The sequence below is a fragment of the Bacteroides sp. AM37-9 genome (assembly GCF_003603455.1).
Taxonomy (GTDB): domain Bacteria; phylum Bacteroidota; class Bacteroidia; order Bacteroidales; family Bacteroidaceae; genus Bacteroides; species Bacteroides xylanisolvens.
This window is the reverse complement of the sequence record NZ_QTNF01000019.1, coordinates 87313-108959: the sequence shown is the minus strand read 5'-3', so window position 1 is coordinate 108959 and position 21647 is coordinate 87313. Positions and strand designations below refer to the sequence as shown.

General features: G+C 43.1%; 13 protein-coding genes. 12 read left to right on the top strand and 1 reads right to left on the bottom strand.

The window, feature by feature from the left end; genetic code table 11:
• Positions 1-41 precede the first annotated feature (41 nt).
• Together DW862_RS14570 and DW862_RS14565 are read left to right on the top strand one after the other, a co-directional pair.
• Positions 42-2798 carry an outer membrane beta-barrel protein gene (locus tag DW862_RS14570; RefSeq protein WP_120068976.1) on the top strand — a complete coding sequence of 919 codons (2757 nt, stop codon included), beginning with the start codon at positions 42-44 and terminating at the stop codon, positions 2796-2798.
• Between the two features lie 52 nt (positions 2799-2850).
• Positions 2851-3483, top strand: coding sequence for an AAA family ATPase (locus DW862_RS14565; RefSeq protein ID WP_004313556.1), 633 nt, complete (start codon positions 2851-2853; stop codon positions 3481-3483).
• A 94-nt stretch (positions 3484-3577) separates the two neighbouring features.
• Here DW862_RS14565 and DW862_RS14560 read toward each other — a convergent pair whose 3' ends face one another.
• Positions 3578-5242, bottom strand: a complete 1665-nt coding sequence (locus tag DW862_RS14560; RefSeq protein WP_008641106.1) for a putative transporter — start codon at positions 5240-5242, stop codon at positions 3578-3580.
• A gap of 269 nt (positions 5243-5511) precedes the next feature.
• Here DW862_RS14560 and mutA point away from each other — a divergent pair, with 269 nt between their 5' ends.
• The 10 genes from mutA to DW862_RS14510 all read left to right on the top strand — a co-directional run bounded on the left by mutA (position 5512) and on the right by DW862_RS14510 (position 21362).
• A complete protein-coding gene (mutA, locus tag DW862_RS14555; protein ID WP_008641109.1) occupies positions 5512-7413 on the top strand; it encodes a methylmalonyl-CoA mutase small subunit in 1902 nt (633 codons plus the stop codon).
• 1 nt (position 7414) lies between these two features.
• The gene (gene scpA / locus DW862_RS14550) at positions 7415-9562 is read left to right on the top strand and encodes a methylmalonyl-CoA mutase (RefSeq protein WP_087318868.1); all 2148 of its coding nucleotides are present in this window, start codon (positions 7415-7417) and stop codon (positions 9560-9562) included.
• Positions 9563-9709: 147 nt separating this feature from the next.
• Positions 9710-10261, top strand: a complete 552-nt coding sequence (locus tag DW862_RS14545) for an RNA polymerase sigma-70 factor (RefSeq protein ID WP_008641117.1) — start codon at positions 9710-9712, stop codon at positions 10259-10261.
• Positions 10262-10324: 63 nt separating this feature from the next.
• Positions 10325-11341: a FecR family protein gene (locus DW862_RS14540; RefSeq protein ID WP_008641120.1), complete on the top strand. Its 1017-nt coding sequence runs from the start codon at positions 10325-10327 to the stop codon at positions 11339-11341.
• Positions 11342-11518: 177 nt separating this feature from the next.
• On the top strand, positions 11519-14881 hold the full coding sequence (locus tag DW862_RS14535; protein ID WP_120068973.1) for a TonB-dependent receptor: 3363 nt from the start codon (positions 11519-11521) through the stop codon (positions 14879-14881).
• A gap of 5 nt (positions 14882-14886) precedes the next feature.
• Positions 14887-16527: a SusD/RagB family nutrient-binding outer membrane lipoprotein gene (locus DW862_RS14530; protein WP_118408308.1), complete on the top strand. Its 1641-nt coding sequence runs from the start codon at positions 14887-14889 to the stop codon at positions 16525-16527.
• Between the two features lie 25 nt (positions 16528-16552).
• Positions 16553-17455 carry a glycoside hydrolase family 18 gene (locus tag DW862_RS14525; RefSeq protein WP_008024826.1) on the top strand — a complete coding sequence of 301 codons (903 nt, stop codon included), beginning with the start codon at positions 16553-16555 and terminating at the stop codon, positions 17453-17455.
• 12 nt (positions 17456-17467) lie between these two features.
• Entirely contained in the window at positions 17468-18763 is a 1296-nt protein-coding gene (locus tag DW862_RS14520) for a DUF1735 and LamG domain-containing protein (RefSeq protein ID WP_008024824.1), read from the top strand.
• A 29-nt stretch (positions 18764-18792) separates the two neighbouring features.
• The gene (locus DW862_RS14515) at positions 18793-20346 is read left to right on the top strand and encodes a glycosyl hydrolase family 18 protein (protein ID WP_008024822.1); all 1554 of its coding nucleotides are present in this window, start codon (positions 18793-18795) and stop codon (positions 20344-20346) included.
• A 248-nt stretch (positions 20347-20594) separates the two neighbouring features.
• Entirely contained in the window at positions 20595-21362 is a 768-nt protein-coding gene (locus DW862_RS14510) for a DNA-binding domain-containing protein (RefSeq protein ID WP_049702111.1), read from the top strand.
• Positions 21363-21647 lie beyond the last annotated feature (285 nt).

Sequence of the window (21647 nt, the reverse complement as noted above, 5' to 3'; positions counted from 1 at the left end):
ATTCTGACTCAATTAAAAAACAGACTTATACTGCTATTGACATGAAAACTTGTAGACTATGTGGACTACTTTTGCTGTTACTTTGCATACATACTATATTATATGCTCAACAAACAAGAACTGTCAAAGGCAGAGTGCAGACGTTGGAGCCTGGGAGTAATAAACGACAACCTTTACCTTCGGCTAGTGTTGTTGTTTTGCAAAAGAATGACTCTACTTTCATAAAAGGAATAACAAGCGATAAAAATGGTCGTTTTACTCTTAGTTACCAGCCGCAGAAGAAAAAACAGTATCTGTTGAAAGTCTCTTTTATGGGAATGCAATCCGTATATCATGTATTGGGGGATTCGGCATTAGTGAATGTTGGTACACTTACATTGAAGGATGATGATATTCAGATTGGGGAAGTGATAGTGACCGGGAAATTGCAAGAGGTAGTGATGGAAGGAGATACTACCGTTATTAATGCTGCAGCTTATAAAACTCCCGATGGAGCTTATTTGGAGGATTTGGTGAAGCGTGTTCCTGGATTGGTGTATAATAAGAAAGATCAATCGCTGACATATAACGGACAACCTATCAGTGAAATCAATGTGAATGGTGAATCCTTTTTCTCCGGAGATAAAAAGACGGCACTCGAAAATCTGCCGGCAGATTTGATTAGTAAGTTGAAAGTGTACGATAAAAAATCAAAAGAAGAAGAATTTACCGGAATTAGTTCAGGAGAAAAGAAATATGTACTTGACTTGCAGACTAAGGATGAATTGAATAAAACCTGGCTGACGAATGCCACTGTGGGATATGGAAACAATCAAAAGAAGGATTTAGAAGGGCAGGTGAATTATTTTAGCAAAGACGGGGAAAATCTTTCTTTCATAGGACGTTCCACCAACCGATATCAGAATAGCACTTACAAGGATAATATTAATAATTCGGTGGGAATGAATATGACTCATAAATTCGGAAAGAAGTTTTCTTTGACCGGAAGCATGAACTATAATCTCAATCGGAATGGAAATATTTCTTCCATGTATCAGGAGCAATATTTAACTGCTGGTAACCAATATTCTGCGTCCACTAATGAGGGTAACTCTAAAAGTCGGTCGTTCAATTCTAATATCATGGGTAGTTGGGAAGTGGATAAACGTACACGCATACATTTTAACGGTGGTTTCAGCTTTTCTCCTAACCGGAATGAAAGTAATAGCCAGAATGCTTCTTTTGACGCTCCTCCTAACGTCAATCATGAAAGCTTGTTCGATGATTTTGAATCGATTTCCCAAGATATCAAAGTAAATCGTAGTGAAAACCGGTCGCGTTCGGAAGGGCAATCGAACCGTTATAATTGGATGATGGGGATTATGAGGCGGCTGAATGAAAAAGGTACAACTTTAGGATTGAACATTCAAAGTTCGGATTCTTGGGGGGATAATGAAAGTTTTTCGCTTTCAAAAACTACTTATTTCCGTCTCAAAGATAAGCAAGGCAACGATTCATTGCTTTATCGTAACCAGTATTTGAAGTCACCCCAGAAAAATAATTCGTGGCGGGTAGGGATTAACTTCACCCAACCTATCGGTAAGAAAATGCATATTCGTGCAGCGTATAACTGGAACACTCATTATGAACGCGATAACCGCGACACTTATGAATTGTCTTCTTTGGCGAAGTCGGATGTTTTTGGTGAGTTGCCTCCTGACTATGAAACGGGGTATGTAGATAGTTTGAGTAATCGAAGTCATAGTCGTACTAATGGACATGATCTGAATGTAGGCTTCAATTACTCTGATGATACATGGATGGTGAATGCATCATTAGGGATTACTCCGCAAAGGCGAACCATTGAACGGAAAATGGGGAAATTGTATGCGGATACCACTGTGCATACTATCGACTTTCAGCCTATGATATGGCTGGCCTGGAAAAAGAAAGAGGCACGAATTACTTTTAATTATGACGGTAGAACCCGGCAACCTTCTTTATCGGACTTAATGCCACTTACAGATAATAGCAATCCATTATATATTACTCGAGGGAATCCGGATTTGAAGCAAATGTTTGCTCATAGTATGCGTATAAGCTTTCAACATTCTAAAAAAGGCATATCTGCGAATCTTGGAGGACAGTTGGAACAGAATAGCGTTACACAGGTAATGATATATGATGCACAGACTGGCGGACGTGAGACATATCCTGTCAATATAAACGGTAACTGGAATGTGTATGGAAGTGCTAACTGGTGGAAACGTTTAGGACATTTCTCTTTACGGTTGGATATGAACGGTAATCATAGTAATAGTGTCAGCATGATTAATGAAGATAGAAGTCTTGAGCCGGTGAAAAGTACAACGCGTGACACCGGCTTGAATTGTGAAGCGAATGTTTCTTATCAGCCTGCCTGGGGAGGTCTTGACTTCTCTACTTCCTGGAATTATCAGTATTCGCTTAACTCTGTGAATGATAACAATACATATACCCGTTATTATAATTTCCGTTTGGAAGGATATGTTGATCTTCCTTTGGGCATACAATTACGGACGGATGGGGCTTATACTTTCCGTAATGGTACGAATATCCGTAAAGGAGAAGATGATGAGATGTTATGGAATGCGAGTGCTACCTGGAGGTTCTTGAAAAAGAAAGAAGCAGAACTGTCTGCTTATTGGGTAGACATTTTAGGAAAGAGGAAAAGTTATAACCGTATGGCAACTTCCGACGGCTTTTATGAGTATCGTACGCAGGAAATAAAAGGGTATTTCATCGTTACTTTCAAATATAACTTTCGTTTGATGATGTGATTTTTAGAAAAAAGTCGTATGTTTGCTACAGAACCATAAAACAAAATGTACTATGAGCGGTAATTATGTTATCAACATCGGTCGGCAACTAGGTAGCGGCGGAAAAGAAATAGGAGAGAAGTTGGCAGCCCGTTTGGGGATTGACTTCTACGATAAAGAATTGATTAATCTGGCTTCTGAAGAAAGCGGGTTGTGCAAAGAATTTTTTGAAAAAGCGGATGAGAAAGCTTCGCAAGGTATTATTGGCGGATTGTTCGGCATGCGTTTTCCTTTTATCAGTGAAGGAGCTATGCCATGTAATAACTGTTTGAGTAATGATGCCCTGTTTAAAGTGCAAAGTGATGTGATTCGTCATCTGGCGGCAGAAAAATCTTGTGTCTTTGTCGGACGCTGTGCGGACTATATTCTGCGTGAACATCCCCGTTGTGCGAATGTTTTTATTTCGGCCTCTAAGGAAGATCGTATTGCGCGATTATGCGCCATGCATCATATTGATGCGGAAGCTGCAGAAGAAATGATAGAAAAAGCGGATAAGAGACGTTCGGAGTATTATAATTATTATAGTTATAAAACGTGGGGAGCAGCTGCTACTTATCACTTATGTGTCGATTCTTCTTCTTTGGGAGTTGAAGAGACAGTTCGGTTTATAGAAGAATTTGTAGTGAAGAAACTACAGCTTATATAATAGGCGTAGAAGAAGTCTATAAGAAAAAGAAATAAAGCCGGTATATTCCATTGAAGGATATGACCGGCTTTATTATTTATAAATAAAACATGATTTACATCATCGTTAATAATATCATCTGTCCCGTCAGAATACGGAGGAACATGGATAATGGGTAAACTGTAGAATACCCTACTGCCGGAGCATCTCCGGATGTTGTTTGATTGGCATAAGCCAATGCGGGCGGGTCGGTATTACTACCGGCTATCAATCCCATCAGGGTAAAGTAGTTTACCTTATAATATAATCTTGCGATAGCACCGATTATAAGCAATGGGATAACGGTGATAAGGAAACCACAACCTACGTATAGTAATCCGTCACCTTCGACTACCGTTTGCACAAAGTTGGCTCCGGCATCTATACCGACACTAGCAAGGAAGAGCACGATACCGATTTCGCGAAGCATCAGGTTAGCGCTCATGGTTGTATAAGTCACTAAATGGAGCTTATGACCGAAACGTCCGATAAGAATAGCTACTACCAGCGGTCCGCCTGCCAAACCTAATTTCAGAGGAGTCGGCATACCGGGGAATGCTATAGGAAGGCTACCCAGGAGAATTCCTAAGAAGATACCAACGAAAATAGTCACAATGTTCGGTGTGTCCAGACGTTTTAACTGATTACCCAAAACACCTGCCACACGTTCAACTGCATCTTGCTGACCTACCACCATTACACGGTCACCTACCTGAAGTACCAGATTTGGATCGGCAAACAAGTCCATACCGGAACGGTTGATGCGGGTAACGTTCACTCCGTACATACTACGAAAATGCATAGATCCTAAAGTCTTTCCGTTGATTTCCGGTTTAGTCACCAGAATACGGCGGGAAACCATGGGAAGGTCTTGTTTCTCCCAGTCGAGTTCCACTTCTTTACCGATAAATACGGTAATTGCAGGAGCATCTTCTTCTGAACAGACAATGAATAATTGATCCCCCATATTGAATATGGTTTCATGGTTGGGGATACTTACATGACCTTCATGACGAATACGGGAACAAACGAACTGGCGGCCTAAAAATTCCTTGATTTCAATCAAAGTTTTTCCGCTGATTGATTCATTGCGTACTTCCAGACTCATCATGTGAGGTTTGTGATGTGCATCTCCACTTTGGATTTTCAGACTTTCTTCCTCTTTAGCCATATTGACACGGAAGATGTAACGGATAGCAATGATTGAACCGATAATACCTACCACGCCCAGCGGATAAGCACACGCATATCCCAGTGCGATTTGTGGACCAGTGTAATTAAGCTGGTTCAATGCTTCATTGGCGGCACCAAGTCCCGGAGTGTTTGTGACAGCTCCATAGAGGATACCTACCATCATCGGCAGTTCTACCCGGCCGTTCCAGAGGTAGTAAAGCCCCAGTGCAACAGCGATATTTAACACTACGATGCCTACAGCCAACAGGTTCAATGTCATTCCTCCTTTTTTGAAAGAAGAGAAGAAAGATGGCCCCACCTGAAGACCGATACAGAATACGAACAAGATCAATCCGAATTCACGGATGAAATGTAGGATGTGTGTATCGGCTGTGAAGCCGAAATGTCCCATTAGGATGCCGGCAAACAAAACAAATGTGACGCCCAAAGATACTCCGAATATCTTTATCTTGCCCAAATACACTCCGGCTGCCACTACAAATGCGTAGAGAAGCACGATGTGAGCTACGGAGCTGGGGTCCCACAATAAACTTTGTAACCAATCCATAATATAGCAGTTTTTATAATGTTTTTCTAAAAACGGGTGCAAAATTACTCATAACATTGGAGCAAATCAAATAAATGGAGAACTAAAAAAATAAAGAATGAAGAATTTCTATACAGATTCTATGCGAGAGTGAGAGGTGTGCGAATTTTCTATAAAAAGAAGTTTTGTTTTAACTTATTGGTTATATTTGCAAGTCGAACAACAGACAATTAGAAAGAAATAGATAAAAATAAAGACAATATTAATCTTGTTTTAATTTTAGATAAACTATGGCAGACAAAAAAGAAAAACTCTTCTCAGACTTTTCTCCTGTCTCCACCGAACAATGGATGGAGAAGGTTACAGCCGACTTGAAAGGTGCTGATTTTGAGAAGAAGCTCGTTTGGAAAACAAACGAAGGGTTTAAAGTGAAACCTTTCTACCGGATGGAAGATCTGGAGGGTTTAAAAACTACTGATGCGCTTCCCGGAGAGTTCCCTTATCTGAGAGGAACTAAAAAAGACAACAATGAGTGGTTGGTTCGCCAGGAAATCAGGGTAGAATGCCCCAAAGAGGCCAATGCAAAAGCACTGGACATCTTAAATAAGGGTGTTGATTCACTATCTTTCCATGTAAAAGCAAAAGAACTCAATGCGGAATATATCGAGACGCTGTTGAATGATATTCAGGCAGAGTGCGTTGAATTAAATTTCTCAACTTGCCAGGGGCATGTTGTGGAGTTGGCTAATTTGCTGGTGGCTTATTTCCAGAAGAAAGACTATGATGTGAAGAAGCTGAAAGGCTCTATCAATTATGATTTCTTCAATAAGATGCTGACTCGCGGTAAGGAAAAAGGGGATATGGTACAGACAGCGAAAGCGTTGATCGAAGCTATCCAGCCGCTTCCTTTTTATCGTGTATTGAATGTAAATGCAATCTCATTAAACAATGCCGGAGCTTATATCTCTCAAGAGTTGGGTTATGCATTGGCTTGGGGTAATGAATACATGAATCAGTTGACTGATGCCGGCATTCCCGCTGCCGTAGTAGCTAAAAAGATAAAATTCAACTTCGGTATCAGCTCCAATTACTTCCTTGAAATTGCGAAGTTCCGTGCCGCACGTCTATTGTGGGCAAATATCGTAGCTTCTTATAAACCTGAATGTCTGCGTGATTGCGATAATAAGGGAGCTAATGGCGAATGTCGTTGTGCAGCAAAAATGGCGGTTCATGCCGAAACTTCTACTTTTAATCTTACTTTGTTTGACGCACACGTGAATTTGCTTCGTACACAGACTGAAGCAATGAGTGCCGCTTTGGGTGGGGTAGATTCAATGACAGTCGTTCCGTTTGATAAGACTTATGGGACTCCGGATGAGTTATCAGAACGTCTGGCTCGCAATCAACAACTATTGCTGAAAGAAGAATCTCATTTCGATAAAGTAATTGATCCGGCTGCCGGTTCTTATTATATTGAGAACCTGACTGTATCCATTGCTAAACAAGCGTGGGAAATCTTCCTTGCTACAGAAGAAGCAGGTGGTTTCTATGCCGCATTAAAAGCTGGTACGGTTCAGGCTGCAGTAAACGAAAGCAATAAAGCTCGTCATAAAGCAGTGGCACAGCGTCGTGAAATTCTGTTGGGTACTAACCAATTCCCGAATTTCAACGAAAAAGCCGGTGACAAGAAACCTGTGGAAGGAAAATGCTGCTGTGGAGGTGACTCTCATACTTGTGAGAAAGATGTGGATACATTGGTATTCGACCGTGCAGCTAGTGAGTTTGAAGCGTTACGTCTTGAAACGGAAGCATCGGGCAAACGTCCGAAGGCGTTCATGTTGACAATTGGTAATCTGGCGATGCGTCAGGCACGTGCGCAATATTCTTGTAACTTCCTGGCTTGTGCCGGTTATGAAGTAATCGATAATCTTGGATTTGAAACAGTAGAGGCAGGAGTAGAGGCAGCGATGGCTGCGAAAGCTGATATTGTTGTAATCTGTTCCAGCGATGATGAATATGCTGAATATGCAGTTCCTGCTTTCAAAGCCTTGAATGGTCGCGCTATGTTTATCGTTGCCGGTGCTCCGGCTTGTATGGATGACTTGAAAGCCGCAGGTATCGAAAACTTCATCCATGTTCGTGTCAACGTATTGGATACCTTGAAAGAGTTTAACGCTAAACTATTGAAGTAAGATGAGAAAAGATTTTAAAAACATCGATATATATGCCGTATTTCAGCCTGCTAATGGTGCTGAATGGCAAAAGGCTAACGGTATCTCCGCCGACTGGAAAACACCGGAACACATTGAAGTGAAGCCTGTTTATACAAAAGAAGACCTCGAAGGAATGGAACACCTCGGCTATGCTGCCGGACTTCCTCCGTATTTGCGTGGTCCGTATTCAGTAATGTACACCCTTCGTCCCTGGACCATCCGTCAGTATGCCGGATTCTCCACTGCCGAAGAATCCAATGCTTTCTATCGCCGTAATCTGGCTTCCGGTCAGAAAGGTTTGTCAGTAGCATTTGACTTGGCTACTCACCGCGGTTATGACCCCGACCACGAACGTGTAGTGGGTGACGTAGGTAAAGCAGGTGTATCTATCTGTTCATTGGAAAACATGAAGGTTTTGTTCGATGGTATTCCTTTGAATAAGATGTCTGTATCCATGACGATGAATGGTGCTGTACTTCCGATTATGGCATTCTATATCAATGCCGGTTTGGAACAAGGTGCTAAACTCGAAGAAATGGCAGGTACTATCCAGAACGATATTTTGAAAGAATTCATGGTGCGTAACACCTATATTTATCCGCCTGCATTCTCTATGAAGATTATCTCTGATATCTTTGAATACACTTCACAGAAGATGCCTAAGTTTAACTCTATCTCTATCTCCGGTTATCACATGCAGGAAGCAGGTGCTACCGCAGATATCGAGCTGGCTTATACATTGGCTGACGGTTTGGAATATCTTCGTGCCGGAACAGCGGCAGGCATCGATATCGATGCATTTGCTCCGCGTCTTTCTTTCTTCTGGGCAATCGGAACCAATCACTTCATGGAAATTGCCAAGATGCGTGCTGCACGTATGCTGTGGGCGAAGATTGTGAAACAGTTTAATCCGAAGAACCCGAAATCACTGGCCTTGCGTACTCACTCACAGACTTCCGGATGGTCATTGACGGAGCAAGATCCGTTCAACAACGTAGGACGTACCTGTATTGAGGCTATGGCTGCAGCTTTGGGACATACCCAATCTTTGCATACCAATGCATTGGATGAGGCTATTGCTCTTCCGACAGATTTCTCTGCACGTATCGCACGTAACACACAGATTTATATTCAGGAAGAAACTTACATCTGCAAGAACGTTGACCCATGGGGCGGCTCTTACTATGTAGAATCTCTGACGAACGAACTGGCACACAAGGCTTGGGAACATATTCAGGAAATTGAAAAACTGGGTGGTATGGCGAAAGCTATCGAAACAGGTATTCCTAAAATGCGTATCGAAGAAGCGGCTGCACGTACACAGGCTCGTATCGACAGCGGTCAGCAGACCATTGTGGGTGTGAACAAGTATCGTTTGGAAAAAGAAGCTCCGATTGATATCCTTGAAATTGATAATACGGCAGTTCGTCTTGAACAGATTGAAAATCTGAAACGTTTGAAAGAAGGACGTAATCAGGCTGAAGTGGACAAGGCATTAGCAGCTATCACTGAATGTGTGAAGACCGGCAAGGGTAACTTGCTTGAACTGGCAGTTGAAGCAGCTCGTGTTCGTGCTACTTTAGGCGAAATTTCTTATGCGTGCGAACAGGTTGTAGGACGTTATAAAGCAATAATTAGAACTATATCAGGCGTGTATTCATCAGAAAGTAAAAACGATAGCGACTTCAAGCGTGCTTGTGAACTGGCAGAGAAGTTTGCGAAAAAAGAGGGACGTCAACCTCGTATCATGGTTGCAAAGATGGGACAGGACGGTCATGACCGTGGTGCCAAGGTAGTAGCAACGGGTTATGCGGACTGTGGTTTCGACGTGGATATGGGACCGTTGTTCCAGACTCCGGCAGAAGCTGCTCGTGAAGCGGTAGAAAACGATGTTCATGTAGTAGGTGTTTCTTCACTGGCTGCCGGTCATAAGACATTGGTTCCGCAGATTATTGAAGAACTGAAGAAACTGGGACGTGAAGACATTGTGGTGATTGCCGGTGGTGTTATTCCTGCACAGGATTATGACTTCCTGTATAAGGCAGGTGTAGCTGCTATCTTTGGTCCGGGTACTCCGGTGGCGAAGGCTGCTTGTCAGATTTTGGAAATTCTGATGGATGAAGAATAACTTCTGAGATTCTTTAGAATCTTATAATATTCCCACCTTTTAGACTTGTTTTGGTTTAAAAGGTGGGATGTTTTTTTGTTTATATTCTTTGTCTTCTCTTTATTTTGTCTATATTTGTCCGGCTTTCATTGTAAAAAGACTTAATGAATGAATGGAAACAGAGACAATATAGATGTCTGTTTTGAGCAGTTTTATGCCGCTAACTTCCCGAGGGTCAAGAACTTTGCAAGGTTGTTGACTAAATCGGAGGAAGATGCGGAAGATATTGCTCAGAATATATTTCTTAAGTTATGGACACGTCCTGAACTTTGGCAAGAACAGGAAACCATGACTGGTTATCTCTATACTGTGACCCGGAATGAAATTTTCAACTTGTTCAAGCATCAGAAGGTAGAGCAGGAATATGAAGACAAAGTTTTGAAAGCCCAGTTGTTGGGTGAACTTTGTGACGAAGATTCCTCCCTGTTAGAAAATCTATACTATAAAGAAGTATTGATGCTTATCAAAATGACACTCAGTCAGTTGCCTGATCGTCGCAGACAAGTTTTTGAGATGAGCCGTTTTGAAGGACTTTCTCATAAAGAAATAGCAGATAAATTGCAAATCCCATTACGTACGGTAGAAGATCATATCTATAAAACATTGACCGAACTTCGCAAAGTGTTAATGTTTGTTATTCTCTTCCGGATCTTCCCGTAGTTTCTTTTCCTGAATAGTGATATTTATGTAAGTGTTTCTAAATACAATAATAAATACCACTTTATGAAGAATTATATTCGCGACGTAATCGACCGTTATATTAAGCATGACTATCCGGAAGAAGTCGATCAGGATTTTCGCACATGGTTGATTAGTGAGGAGCGTGCTGACGAGAAAGACTGTGAACTCAATAAACTTTGGGAGGCAACCGAAGCTGCTACAACTCCCGGTTATCGTGATTCTTTGGAACGGATGCACGAACTTACGGGGATCGGGGTGAGACGGCGGATTCATTTTCTACATGCGCGTTTGATAGTCTGGCGGATAGCAGCAGCTTTATTGATAGCCATATCTTCTGTTTCGATTTATTTGGCGTTGCAGAACCGTCAGGCACCGGATCTGTTGCAAGCATATATTCCTACTGCCGAAATGCGGAATCTTACTTTGCCGGACGGCACACAGGTATTAATTAATTCTCAAAGCACTTTACTTTACCCCAAAGAATTTACGGGTGATACACGTTCCGTATATTTAGTGGGAGAAGCCGCTTTCAAAGTGAAGCGTGATGAAGAACATCCTTTTATTGTAAAATCTTCTGATTTTCAGGTGACTGCGTTAGGAACAGAGTTCAACGTGACAGCTTATCCGGATGAAGAAGAAGTGACAGCAACATTGATTTCAGGAAAGGTGCTGGTAGAGTATAACGGACAGAAAAAACAGGAAATATTGAAGCCGAACGAGCAGTTGGCTTACAATAAGCGTAGTCGCTCCGGAAACGTACTTCGTCCTGATATGCAGGATGTCACAGCTTGGCAGCATGGTGAACTTGTCCTTCGTAGTATGACGCTGGAGGAAATATTCACCCGCCTTGAACGTAAATACCCTTACACATTTGTTTATAGTTTCCGTAGTATGAAAGAAGACCGTTTCAATCTTACTTTCGGGCAAAATGCTTCCATAGAAGAAATAATGGATATTGTTGCTCGTGTAGCAGGGAATCTGGACTATCAGATTGTGGGAGACAAGTGCTATATTTCCATTAACGGAAAAAGCAAACTCCGACATCAGGGGACGAAATAGAACCTGTATATTATACTAATATTAACCTTAAAATACATTGAGCCTATGCGGAAAAAATATCCGGGAGAAGCTGCAACCTTCCCCCGGATGTGAAATCGAAATTCTTACTATTAGCGTTAACCAGACGCTACTAAATTCGAGAATCTAACTTTATCTGTATAAACTAATACTAAGAAGATGCAGCAAATTTATGAATTTATAGCCAATAAGCAGGCAATCAGTCGAGTATTTATGCTTTTTTTGTGCTGTCTGCTCCTTTCTACCCCTACTTTTGCTCAAAGTAGTAATGCCCGGATTACGATCCATAAGAAAAACATATCGGTCATCGAGGCATTGAAAGAAGTGGAAAAACAAACGAAACTGTCCGTTGGTTACAACGAGTCGCAGTTGAAAAACAAACCCTCCATCGATTTGGCGTTGGAAAAAGCCACGTTGGAGAACTCTCTCACGGAAATCCTAAAAGGTACAGGATATACGTATCAGCTCAAAGGAAAATATGTCATCATCGTTCCACAAGAACAGAAAGCAACCGAAACTGCTTCCACCAAACGTATCACCGGACGCGTACTGGATGATAGCGGAGAACCGTTGATTGGTGTCAATGTACGTGTGGAAGGTACAAGCATTGGAACTATCACAAACATAGACGGTAACTTTTCGCTCGAAGCTCCTGCAGGAAGTGTGTTGAGTATCAGTTATGTAGGTTACACTCCACAGACGGTAAAAGTAACCGGACAGAATACATATAGCGTGCAACTGGCTTCGGATACAAAACTGTTGAGTGAAGTCGTTGTAACAGCACTTGGCATCAAACGCGAGCAGAAAGCATTGAGCTACAACGTACAGCAAGTAAAGTCCGACGAACTGACCCAAATTAAGGATGCTAATTTTGTAAACAGCCTGAATGGTAAAGTTGCGGGTGTTACTATCAATACGAGCTCTTCCGGTGTCGGTGGGGCAAGTAGAGTGGTGATGCGTGGAACAAAGTCTATTGAACAGAGTAGTAACGCCTTGTATGTGATTGACGGTATTCCGATGTATAATTTCGGTGGCGGAGGAGATACGGAATTTGGTTCAAAGGGAGCTACCGAGGCCATTGCTGATATTAATCCGGAAGATATAGAAAGCATTTCCGTACTGACTGGAGCGGCAGCTGCCGCCCTTTATGGTAGTAATGCGGCAAACGGTGCGATTGTGATTACTACAAAAAAAGGACAGGTAGGTAAGCTGCAAGTAGGTGTATCAAGTGGCATCGAATGGTTGAATGCTTTTAAGATGCCCAAGTTCCAGGACCGTTATGGTACAGGTAGTAATGGTAAAACAGGAAATTCCAATATTTATAGCTGGGGACCGAAGTTGAACTCGGCTGCTCAGACAGGATATGAGCCGGATGATTTTTTTGATACGGGTGCAGTATATACAAATTCCGTTACGTTGTCTACCGGAACGGATAAAAATCAGACTTTCTTTTCTGCAGCTGCCGTCAATTCGGCAGGGATGGTTCCCAACAATAGGTATAACAGATATAATTTCACTTTCCGCAATACGACCAGTTTCTTGAATGATAAGATGAAACTGGATGTAAGTGCAAGCTATATTCTTCAGAACGACCGTAATATGACCAATCAGGGGCAGTACTCCAATCCGTTGGTTTCTGCTTATCTTTTCCCTCGTGGGGATGATTTCTCTATAGTGAAGAATTTCGAGCGTTGGGATGAAGCCCGGAAAATTAGCGTACAGTTTTGGCCGCAGGGCGAAGGTGACCTTCGTATGCAGAATCCTTATTGGATTGCTTACCGTAATCTCCGTCTCAACAATAAGAAACGCTATATGGCTTCAGCAGGTTTGAGTTACCAGATTCTTGACTGGCTGAATGTGGCAGGGCGTGTCCGCATCGACAATACTCATAGCGAATATGAAGGCAAGCTTTATGCAAGCAGTAGCAACACGCTGACTGACGGTAGTTCACAAGGCCATTATACAGTAAATAACGGACAATATTCGCAGACTTATGCCGATGTGTTGGTGAATATTAATAAACGTATTCAGGATTTTACGATTGTAGCCAATATCGGTGCCAGTTATAGTGGAGTGACTAGTAAGGAATTGGGCTATGCGGGGCCTATACGAGAAACTGGTATTCCTAATCTGTTCAATGTTTACGACCTTGACAACGCAAAAAAACGTGCTACGCAGGTGGGTTGGCGCGAAGCGACCGAATCTATTTTTGCCAGTGCCGAAGTAGGGTGGAAAAGTATGCTTTATCTCACCGTTACAGGACGTAACGACTGGGCTTCGCAGCTGACACATTCTCCGCAGGCTTCATTCTTCTATCCTTCCGTAGGGCTTTCGGCTGTCATCACTGAAATGTTGAAACTGCCTGATTGGGTGGATTATCTTAAAGTACGCGGAGCGTTCAGTTCCGTAGGTAATCCTTATCCTCGTTTTCTTACCTATCCTACTTACTCGTATGATGCCAATAAGCAGGACTGGAAATCGCAGACGAATTATCCCATTGGTAAACTATACCCCGAGCGTACTGACTCATGGGAAGTAGGTCTGGATGCAACCCTGTTTAAAGATTTCAAATTGAGCGGATCTTTCTATTACGCCAATACTTATAATCAGACATTTGATCCTCGGCTTCCTGTTTCGTCAGGATATGACAAATTGTATGTACAGACCGGATATGTACGCAACTATGGTTTCGAGGCTATGTTGTCTTATGGGCATCGTTGGGGAGATTTCGGCTGGGACAGCAGCTTTACTTTCTCGGCCAACAAGAATGAAATCGTCGAACTAGTGAAGGATTATGTTCACCCGGAAACGGGCAAAACTTACAACGTCGATAAACTGGAACTCAAAACCGATGAAGGTCGCGGATTCGGAAAGGCGAAATTTATCCTGAAGGAAGGTGGTACGCTGGGCGATCTTTATACCCATGCCGATTTGAAGCGTGATATTAACGGTAATATCCTGATTGACGATAGCGGCAATGTGACAGCCATCGACAATGCCGGTGACATAAAGTTGGGAAGCGTACTTCCTAAGGCAAATTTAGCCTGGAATAATAGCTTCTCTTATAAAGGTATCAATGCCGGTTTCTTGTTGACAGCCCGTTTGGGCGGAATCGTTTATTCGGCAACACAGGCTTATCTTGATCTCTACGGAGTATCTGAAACATCTGCTGCCGCGCGTGATGCCGGAGGAGTATGGATAAACGGCCGTAGCCGCGTGAATCCGCAAAGCTTCTATGAAGTGGTAGCATCGCAGAGCGGATTGCCTACCTACTATACTTATAGTGCTACCAACCTGCGTCTGCAGGAGGCACATATCGGTTACACCGTTCCGCGCCGCTGGCTGGGCAATGTCTGTGATATCAATGTATCCCTTGTGGGCAGAAATCTCTGGATGATCTACTGTAAAGCTCCTTTCGATCCTGAAGCAGTAGCTACTACGAACAACTATTATCAGGGAATCGACTACTTCATGATGCCGAGTACCCGGAATATAGGATTTAACATAAAGATTAACTTCTAAATACTATGATGGACATGAAACGAATATATAACATTCTTCTGATAATGATCCTTTCATTATTTCTGCTTCCGTTGGGCGGTTGTTTCGACAGCGACATCAACCGGAGTATGTACGAAGCGGACGGAGAAGAAATGCAGCGTGAGAATCATATTGTAGGTGCTACGCTCAAAGGAATGCAGGGATTGGTGATTCCTACACGTGAACACCTTTACCAGTTTATGGATGCCATGGCAGGAGGAGCATACGGTGGTTATCTGGAAGGAATTGTAGACACTTGGGTGATGAAATTCTCTACTTTCAATCCCGAACAGGGATGGCTCAAATCCCCGTTTGCCGATCCGATTAAAGACATGTACCCGCAGTACCGCGATATGATGAACAAGACGGATGACCCTGTGGCTTTAGCTTTTGGTAAAATTCTCCGGGTGTGTATCATGCATCGTGTGACGGACATTTATGGTCCGATTCCTTATTCGAAGATGATGGATAATGATAATTCGGGTGAAGACCTGGCTGTCCCTTACGATTCGCAGGAGCAGGTATATACACAGATGCTGAAAGAACTGGAAGAAGCGGATAAAGTGTTGGAGGAAAACAAAGACCTGTCGTCCGAGGCTTTCCGCAAACTGGAAGACTTGTATTACGGAAATATTTCCAAATGGCGTAAGTTTGTACATTCCATGCAACTTCGCATTGCCATGCGTATGAGCTATGTCAATCCTACCGAGGCGCAACGTATTGCGCAGAAGGCTGTGGAAGCGGGAGTGATTGAATCGAATGAGGACAACGCCATGCTTCATGTGGCGGAGAACCGTTCGGAGTTGCTATTTAATAACTGGAATGACTACCGTATCAGTGCCGATTTAGTTTCTATTATGAAAGGTTATGAAGATCCGCGTTTGGATAAGATGTTTGTCAAAGGTGTGCAGACAGTCGATCAGGATGGCGAGAAAGTCGATGTATACGATTATTACGGTGTACGTATCGGCATATTTACCCAGAAGAAAGACGACATGATTAACCTTTACTCAAAGCAGGTGATTTCCAGCACCGACCCTTATCTCTGGATGAATGCGGCGGAGGTGACTTTCCTTCGTGCCGAGGGCGCGTTGCGTGGTTGGAATATGGGAGGCGATGCGCAGGCATTGTATGAAAAGGCTATTGCCCTTTCATTCGAAGAGCGTGGCGGAGCCACCGGAGCAGACCAATATGTGAAGGATGCGGAGAAAAAGCCTATAGACTATGTGAACCCGATGGACGGGGCTGATATTAAGTATAGCCATCCGGCGGTAAGTACCATTACGATTGCCTGGGAACCTGGAGCGGAGTATTTCGAACGGAACCTGGAGCGTATCATTACTCAAAAATGGATTGCAATATTCCCGCTGGGGCTGGAAGCATGGGCGGAACATCGTCGTACGGGCTACCCGAAGTTGTTGCCTGCCGTGGAGAATAAAGACCCCAATAATAGTGTGAATGTAACAATCGGTCCCCGTCGTCTGCCTTTCCCTGCAGATGAATATACGGGAAATCCGAAATACATCGATCAAGCTGTAGAAATGCTGAATGGTCCCGATGCCGCAGGAACTAAACTTTGGTGGGATAAGAAAGACCATTCCATTGAGAATAGTCAATCTTCAAACTAGAACGAACCTTTAAATCAATGAGATTATGAAATATAAATCAATCTTTAAGTTATGCCTACTGACTACTTTCCTGTCGGTTGCCACCATCAGTTGCGACGACTGGACGGAAATGGAAATACACGATAGTCAGGTGAATGGGTTTAAGGAACAGAATCCGCAAGAATATGCGGCATATACGCAGAATCTTCGCGCATATAAAGCAACGAAACATGCTGTCGTTTATGCCCGGTTGGATAATGCTCCGGAAGTATCTACCGGTGAGAAGGACTTTCTCCGTGCGTTGCCGGACAGTATCGATATAGTGACGATGCGTAATGCCGACCGTCTGTCCGAATATGACCGGGAGGATATGAAGTTGGTACGTGAGGATTATGGTACGAAAGTGCTTTACTATATAGATTGCACGGCTAAAGATAAACTGAATACCTCTATTACTTCTGCTGTTGAGGCAGTGCGTACAGGGACATTTGACGGGCTTGCCCTCGGTTCGGAAGGCTCTGCGGTAGACGTCTCGGCGTTAAAGTCGCTACTGGATGCTTTGGGACAGACACCGTGTCTGTTAGTTTTTGAAGGTACCCCTTCCTTGTTGCCGGAAGCGCAGCGCAGCCTTTTCAACTATTTCGTACTTGATATTTCCGGTGCATCCGATGAATATGATATAGAAACCTCCGTATTTTATGCCACCGGATATGGCAAGGCCGCTCCGGACCGTCTGTTGTTGGCTGTCACTCCTGACGGTACATTGACCGACTATAACGGAGTGACGCGCAATGCCATCGCCGGTGCTGCTTACGGTGCTCTCAATATGGAAACACCATTGGGAGGTATTGCTATTTACAATATCTCTGCCGATTACTACGATACTGATATTATTTATAAACAGACCCGTGGAGGTATTCAATTCCTGAATCCTGCTTCGGCTCACTAAACGATGTAAGCTATGAGAATACATAAACTTTATCAGTGCTTTGCAGCCGCAGTTTTGTTATTTCTGCCGGTTGCCTGTGATAATACGGATTACAGCGAAAAGTCACCGTTCGATAATTCGGCATACTTGAATGTGGCTGCCAGTAAAAATACGGAGGCTTTCACTTTTAACCGTAAGGTGACAAGCCAAACGAAGACTTTTGCGGTGAAATTGTCTTATCCGGCGGGGGATGATGTGAAGGTCAGCTTGAAGGTAGACGCTTCGTTGACTAGTGAATATAATGCAAAGAACGACACGCATTATGAAGTGCTGCCTGAAACATATTATCAGCTGTTGAAAACAGAAGTGGTGATTCCTGCCGGAAAGACTACTTCCGAAGAAGTAGGCATTAAATTCTCCAAACTCGATGAGTTGGAGATTGACGTAACTTACCTCTGCCCGCTTTCCATTGGAGGAGCCGATGGAGTGGGAGTAATGGACGGTTCGCGCACGATGTATTATTTGGTACGCCGTTCCAGTGCCATTACTACGGCAATGAACTTAAAGAATATTTATGTTGCTGTGCCTGGGTTCGATAAAGGAAGTTCGACGTCAGATGTGGTGAATAACTTGAGTGCGGTAACAATGGAAGCTATTATACGAGTGAACAGTTTCCAGCAAGAAATATCCTCTATAATGGGCATTGAACAGTATTTTCTGATGCGTATTGGGGATAAAGAATTTCCGAACCGACAGTTACAAACACAGACTACGTTTGGTAAATTCCCCGAAATCAATAACCAGAAATTACTGTTGGCAGGTGAGTGGTATCATGTGGCATTGACATGGGATATAGCTACTGCGACTATTGCTTTCTATGTAAACGGACAATTACAAAGTATAAGTACCAGTCATGGTAAAAGTGACTTGACTAGTATCAGTTTGGGAGATAAGTTACCTGATGATGAATTTGGGAATGGGGGTGATTTTAACTTCTATTTTGGGCGTTCTTATGGAGAGTCGCACGATATAAGCCGCCAGTTTGATGGTGAGATATGTGAAGCTCGCATTTGGAATGTAGCCCGTACACAAGAACAGATTTATCAGAATATGTATGAAATCTCTAACCCGACAACCGAACCGGCTTTGTGTGCTTATTGGAAGTTCGACGAAGGGACAGGCACTGTCGTGGCAGACCGAACCGGGCATGGGAACGATGCGAAGGTAGTACCTTACTGGAAAGGTAGTGACCATCTCGAAATGTACAGTAAAACCGATGCGGAATTGTGGCCGAGCGGAATCGAAGTACCGAAAGTGAATCAGGAATAAGTGTGTAGAACTTTTTAAATAATCTATATATGAAACGAATAATACGAAATATATCTTTGTGTGCGTTGCTAGCAGTGGCAATGGGAGCCTGCGAGGAAGAGGCTGCATTGGTGAACCCAAGCGTTGCGCATGACAAATCTACACAGTCACCGGAAGAAGTTGTTGAAGCCGCTTCCTTGCAAAGTGCTTCAGCACCGGGAAGTGGACTTATCTTCCGTGACTTTGTGGTACAGACAGGTGATGAACTATATGTGGAATTGGCGAAACCGGCGGAGCACGACATGACTTTTACCATAGGTTTGAATATTCCTTTAAGTAACGAGGAGTTGAAAGCTTTGCCAGCAAAGTATTATAATATATTTATAGAAAACGTGATAGAAGAACCGGGAGATAAGTTAACTATTACCAACGAGGGAAAAGTAACGATAGCTAAAGGCGAACGGAAATCGACGCGGGTAAGCTTTGCCTTATCAAGAATGACTGTTGATGCTTCAATGGCTGGGTCTCAATATCTGTTACCATTGGTAGCGATGGACGAGGATGGCAATCAATATAAGCTTTTCTATTCTATCACGGAACGAGATGAGGAATATCAGGATAGAACTAAAAAAGATTATAAAGTAGTAGCGTATATTGATACGGAAGTGATGAATCCTTTGATAGCTGACAAAACTACAGCTAAACTAGAGTATCTGAGATCTCGTAGAGACAGAGAAACGATTTATGAAAATGTACCTGTTGTTGATATTGTAAATGTGCGCAAAGCCCTTTTGGGATATGATGCTTCCTCTCGGAGAGTAATTTTGAAGTATACACCAGATATGGAATATGTGCTGAAGCACAATGTTCAGTACATTCAACCGTTGAGGCGGAATGGTCTGAAAGTGTGTCTTTCTATCGAAGGAGGTGGAACGGGAATAGGCTTCGCTAATTTGACAGATCCTCAAATAATTGATTTTGTGGCTCAAGTTAAGGTAGCTGTAGAACTGTTTCAGTTGGATGGTATTCATTTGCGTGATGAGGGAGCCGGATATGACAAGGCCGAAGCACCGACTGTCAATGAAACTTCGTATCCGAAATTAATCAAGGCTCTGCGTGAAGCAATGCCGGATATAATGCTCACTCTTGCAGATGATGGCGGTACTACAGCCACAATGAATAAAGAACAAGAGGGCATTGTAGTGGGCGATTATATTGACTTGGCTTGGAATGTAATCTGGGATTCTCCGGTAAATCCTTGGGCGGATGGTTCGGAACGCAAACCCATTGCAGGGATGACGAAAGAACGTTATGGTGGAATTGCGCTTTATATTAAAGAACGGACCCCAGAAGACATGGGATTTTTTGAAGAATTGCAGGCAAAAGCTAGAGTAATCACTATAGACGAAGGACTTGGAAAAGTTGCGGTTGTAGAAAACATTCCTTATAGGCAGTATAATTTAGAAACGATGGTTGTTGATGGATTTAAGAATCTTTTGATGTGCTTCCATGACAATAATGATGGGAATTATCCTAAATATAGTGCAGCTGTACAAGAAGCTCGAGTTGCGACGCAATTTTATGCTTTCCGCAAAGACTGGTAAGGGAATAAAATAAGGAAGAGGTTGCCCTGTAAGTCTGATAAGTATATCATTCTGTCATTCAGAATGTAGTAAAGAATCTTTTCTTTGTATATTCGAAAGAGTAGATTCTTCGCTTAGCTCTGAATGACAGAGTTAAATGATAGCAAACAATATCTTTTCGGACTGCCTCAATCCGGTAAACTTTTTATTGATATTCTTTATTTTTTCGTTTAATAATATTCATAAAACCAAGTAGAAACAACATCATAATGAAGAATGTATTGAAAATCTGGTTAGTCGACAACACTGTAACCGTCGACAACAAAGACGATAAGATCGGTCAGCTCGAATCGTCCGGTAATCTTTCGTTGAAGGACATCCTCGACGAGATGCACAAGGAAGACACCGGGCTCCGTCCCGAAACCATCGAGCACGTCGTGAAGCTCTACAACCGTGTTGTGAGCGATCTCATCCTTAGCGGATATAGTGTCAACACCGGTCTTTACCACGCCGTAGCGCAACTCCGCGGTGTTATCGATGGCGGAAAATGGAATCCCGAGAAGAACTCCGTCTACGTCTCCTTCACCCAAGACAAAGAACTGCGTGAAGCTATCGCCCAAACCTCTATCAGTATTTTGGGCGAACGCCAAAGCGTGATGTACGTTGCCGGATTCTCACCTGCCACCGCCACTGCAGGCCGTCCGTTCACAGTCAATGGCCGTATGTTGAAAATTGCAGGTACGGATTCTTCCGTCGGCATCACTATCACCGACAGCAAAGAACAAACCACACCTGTCGACCTCAATATGTTGGCCGTCAACAACCCGTCACAACTCACATTCATTGTTCCTGCCGGTCTGGCCGATGGCGAATATACCCTCACCGTCACTACACAGTATGCAGGAAGCACGCTCCTGAAGACACCCCGAACCGCTATCGCTACTTTCTACGTCGGCACGAAACCCGATGCAGGAGGCGGCTCCGGTTCCGGTGGTAGCGAAGGCGGCGGAGGAGAGGCGCCCGATCCTGCGGCATAAATGTTCTCTTGGCCTGGCGGAGCAATGTCCCGCCAGGTTTATGCAGAGAGGCTGCATAGCTCTATACACGCATCATGTATAGAGTTGTGCAGCCTTCGTGTATAGGGCTATACATGCTAAATGCATAACTTTGATCTTTTTCTCTGTTTTGCCCTCTTTTTCATCAAAGACTTATGTATATAGCCATAATTGAGCTTGGTATTTATTTATCTTTTTCGCATTATCTTTTTTATGGTACTAATTTATTAGTACTTTTGTCTTTACCGAAAGAAAAGATCAACGATT

Excerpts from the sequence above, each read along its gene's own strand:
- DW862_RS14570 (WP_120068976.1), top strand. The coding sequence starts at position 42 with ATGAAAACTTGTAGACTATGTGGACTACTTTTGCTGTTACTTTGCATA.
- DW862_RS14565 (WP_004313556.1), top strand. The coding sequence starts at position 2,851 with ATGAGCGGTAATTATGTTATCAACATCGGTCGGCAACTAGGTAGCGGC.
- DW862_RS14560 (WP_008641106.1), bottom strand. The coding sequence starts at position 5,242 with ATGGATTGGTTACAAAGTTTATTGTGGGACCCCAGCTCCGTAGCTCAC.
- mutA (WP_008641109.1), top strand. The coding sequence starts at position 5,512 with ATGGCAGACAAAAAAGAAAAACTCTTCTCAGACTTTTCTCCTGTCTCC.
- scpA (WP_087318868.1), top strand. The coding sequence starts at position 7,415 with ATGAGAAAAGATTTTAAAAACATCGATATATATGCCGTATTTCAGCCT.
- DW862_RS14545 (WP_008641117.1), top strand. The coding sequence starts at position 9,710 with ATGAATGGAAACAGAGACAATATAGATGTCTGTTTTGAGCAGTTTTAT.
- DW862_RS14540 (WP_008641120.1), top strand. The coding sequence starts at position 10,325 with ATGAAGAATTATATTCGCGACGTAATCGACCGTTATATTAAGCATGAC.
- DW862_RS14535 (WP_120068973.1), top strand. The coding sequence starts at position 11,519 with ATGCAGCAAATTTATGAATTTATAGCCAATAAGCAGGCAATCAGTCGA.
- DW862_RS14530 (WP_118408308.1), top strand. The coding sequence starts at position 14,887 with ATGATGGACATGAAACGAATATATAACATTCTTCTGATAATGATCCTT.
- DW862_RS14525 (WP_008024826.1), top strand. The coding sequence starts at position 16,553 with ATGAAATATAAATCAATCTTTAAGTTATGCCTACTGACTACTTTCCTG.
- DW862_RS14520 (WP_008024824.1), top strand. The coding sequence starts at position 17,468 with ATGAGAATACATAAACTTTATCAGTGCTTTGCAGCCGCAGTTTTGTTA.
- DW862_RS14515 (WP_008024822.1), top strand. The coding sequence starts at position 18,793 with ATGAAACGAATAATACGAAATATATCTTTGTGTGCGTTGCTAGCAGTG.
- DW862_RS14510 (WP_049702111.1), top strand. The coding sequence starts at position 20,595 with ATGAAGAATGTATTGAAAATCTGGTTAGTCGACAACACTGTAACCGTC.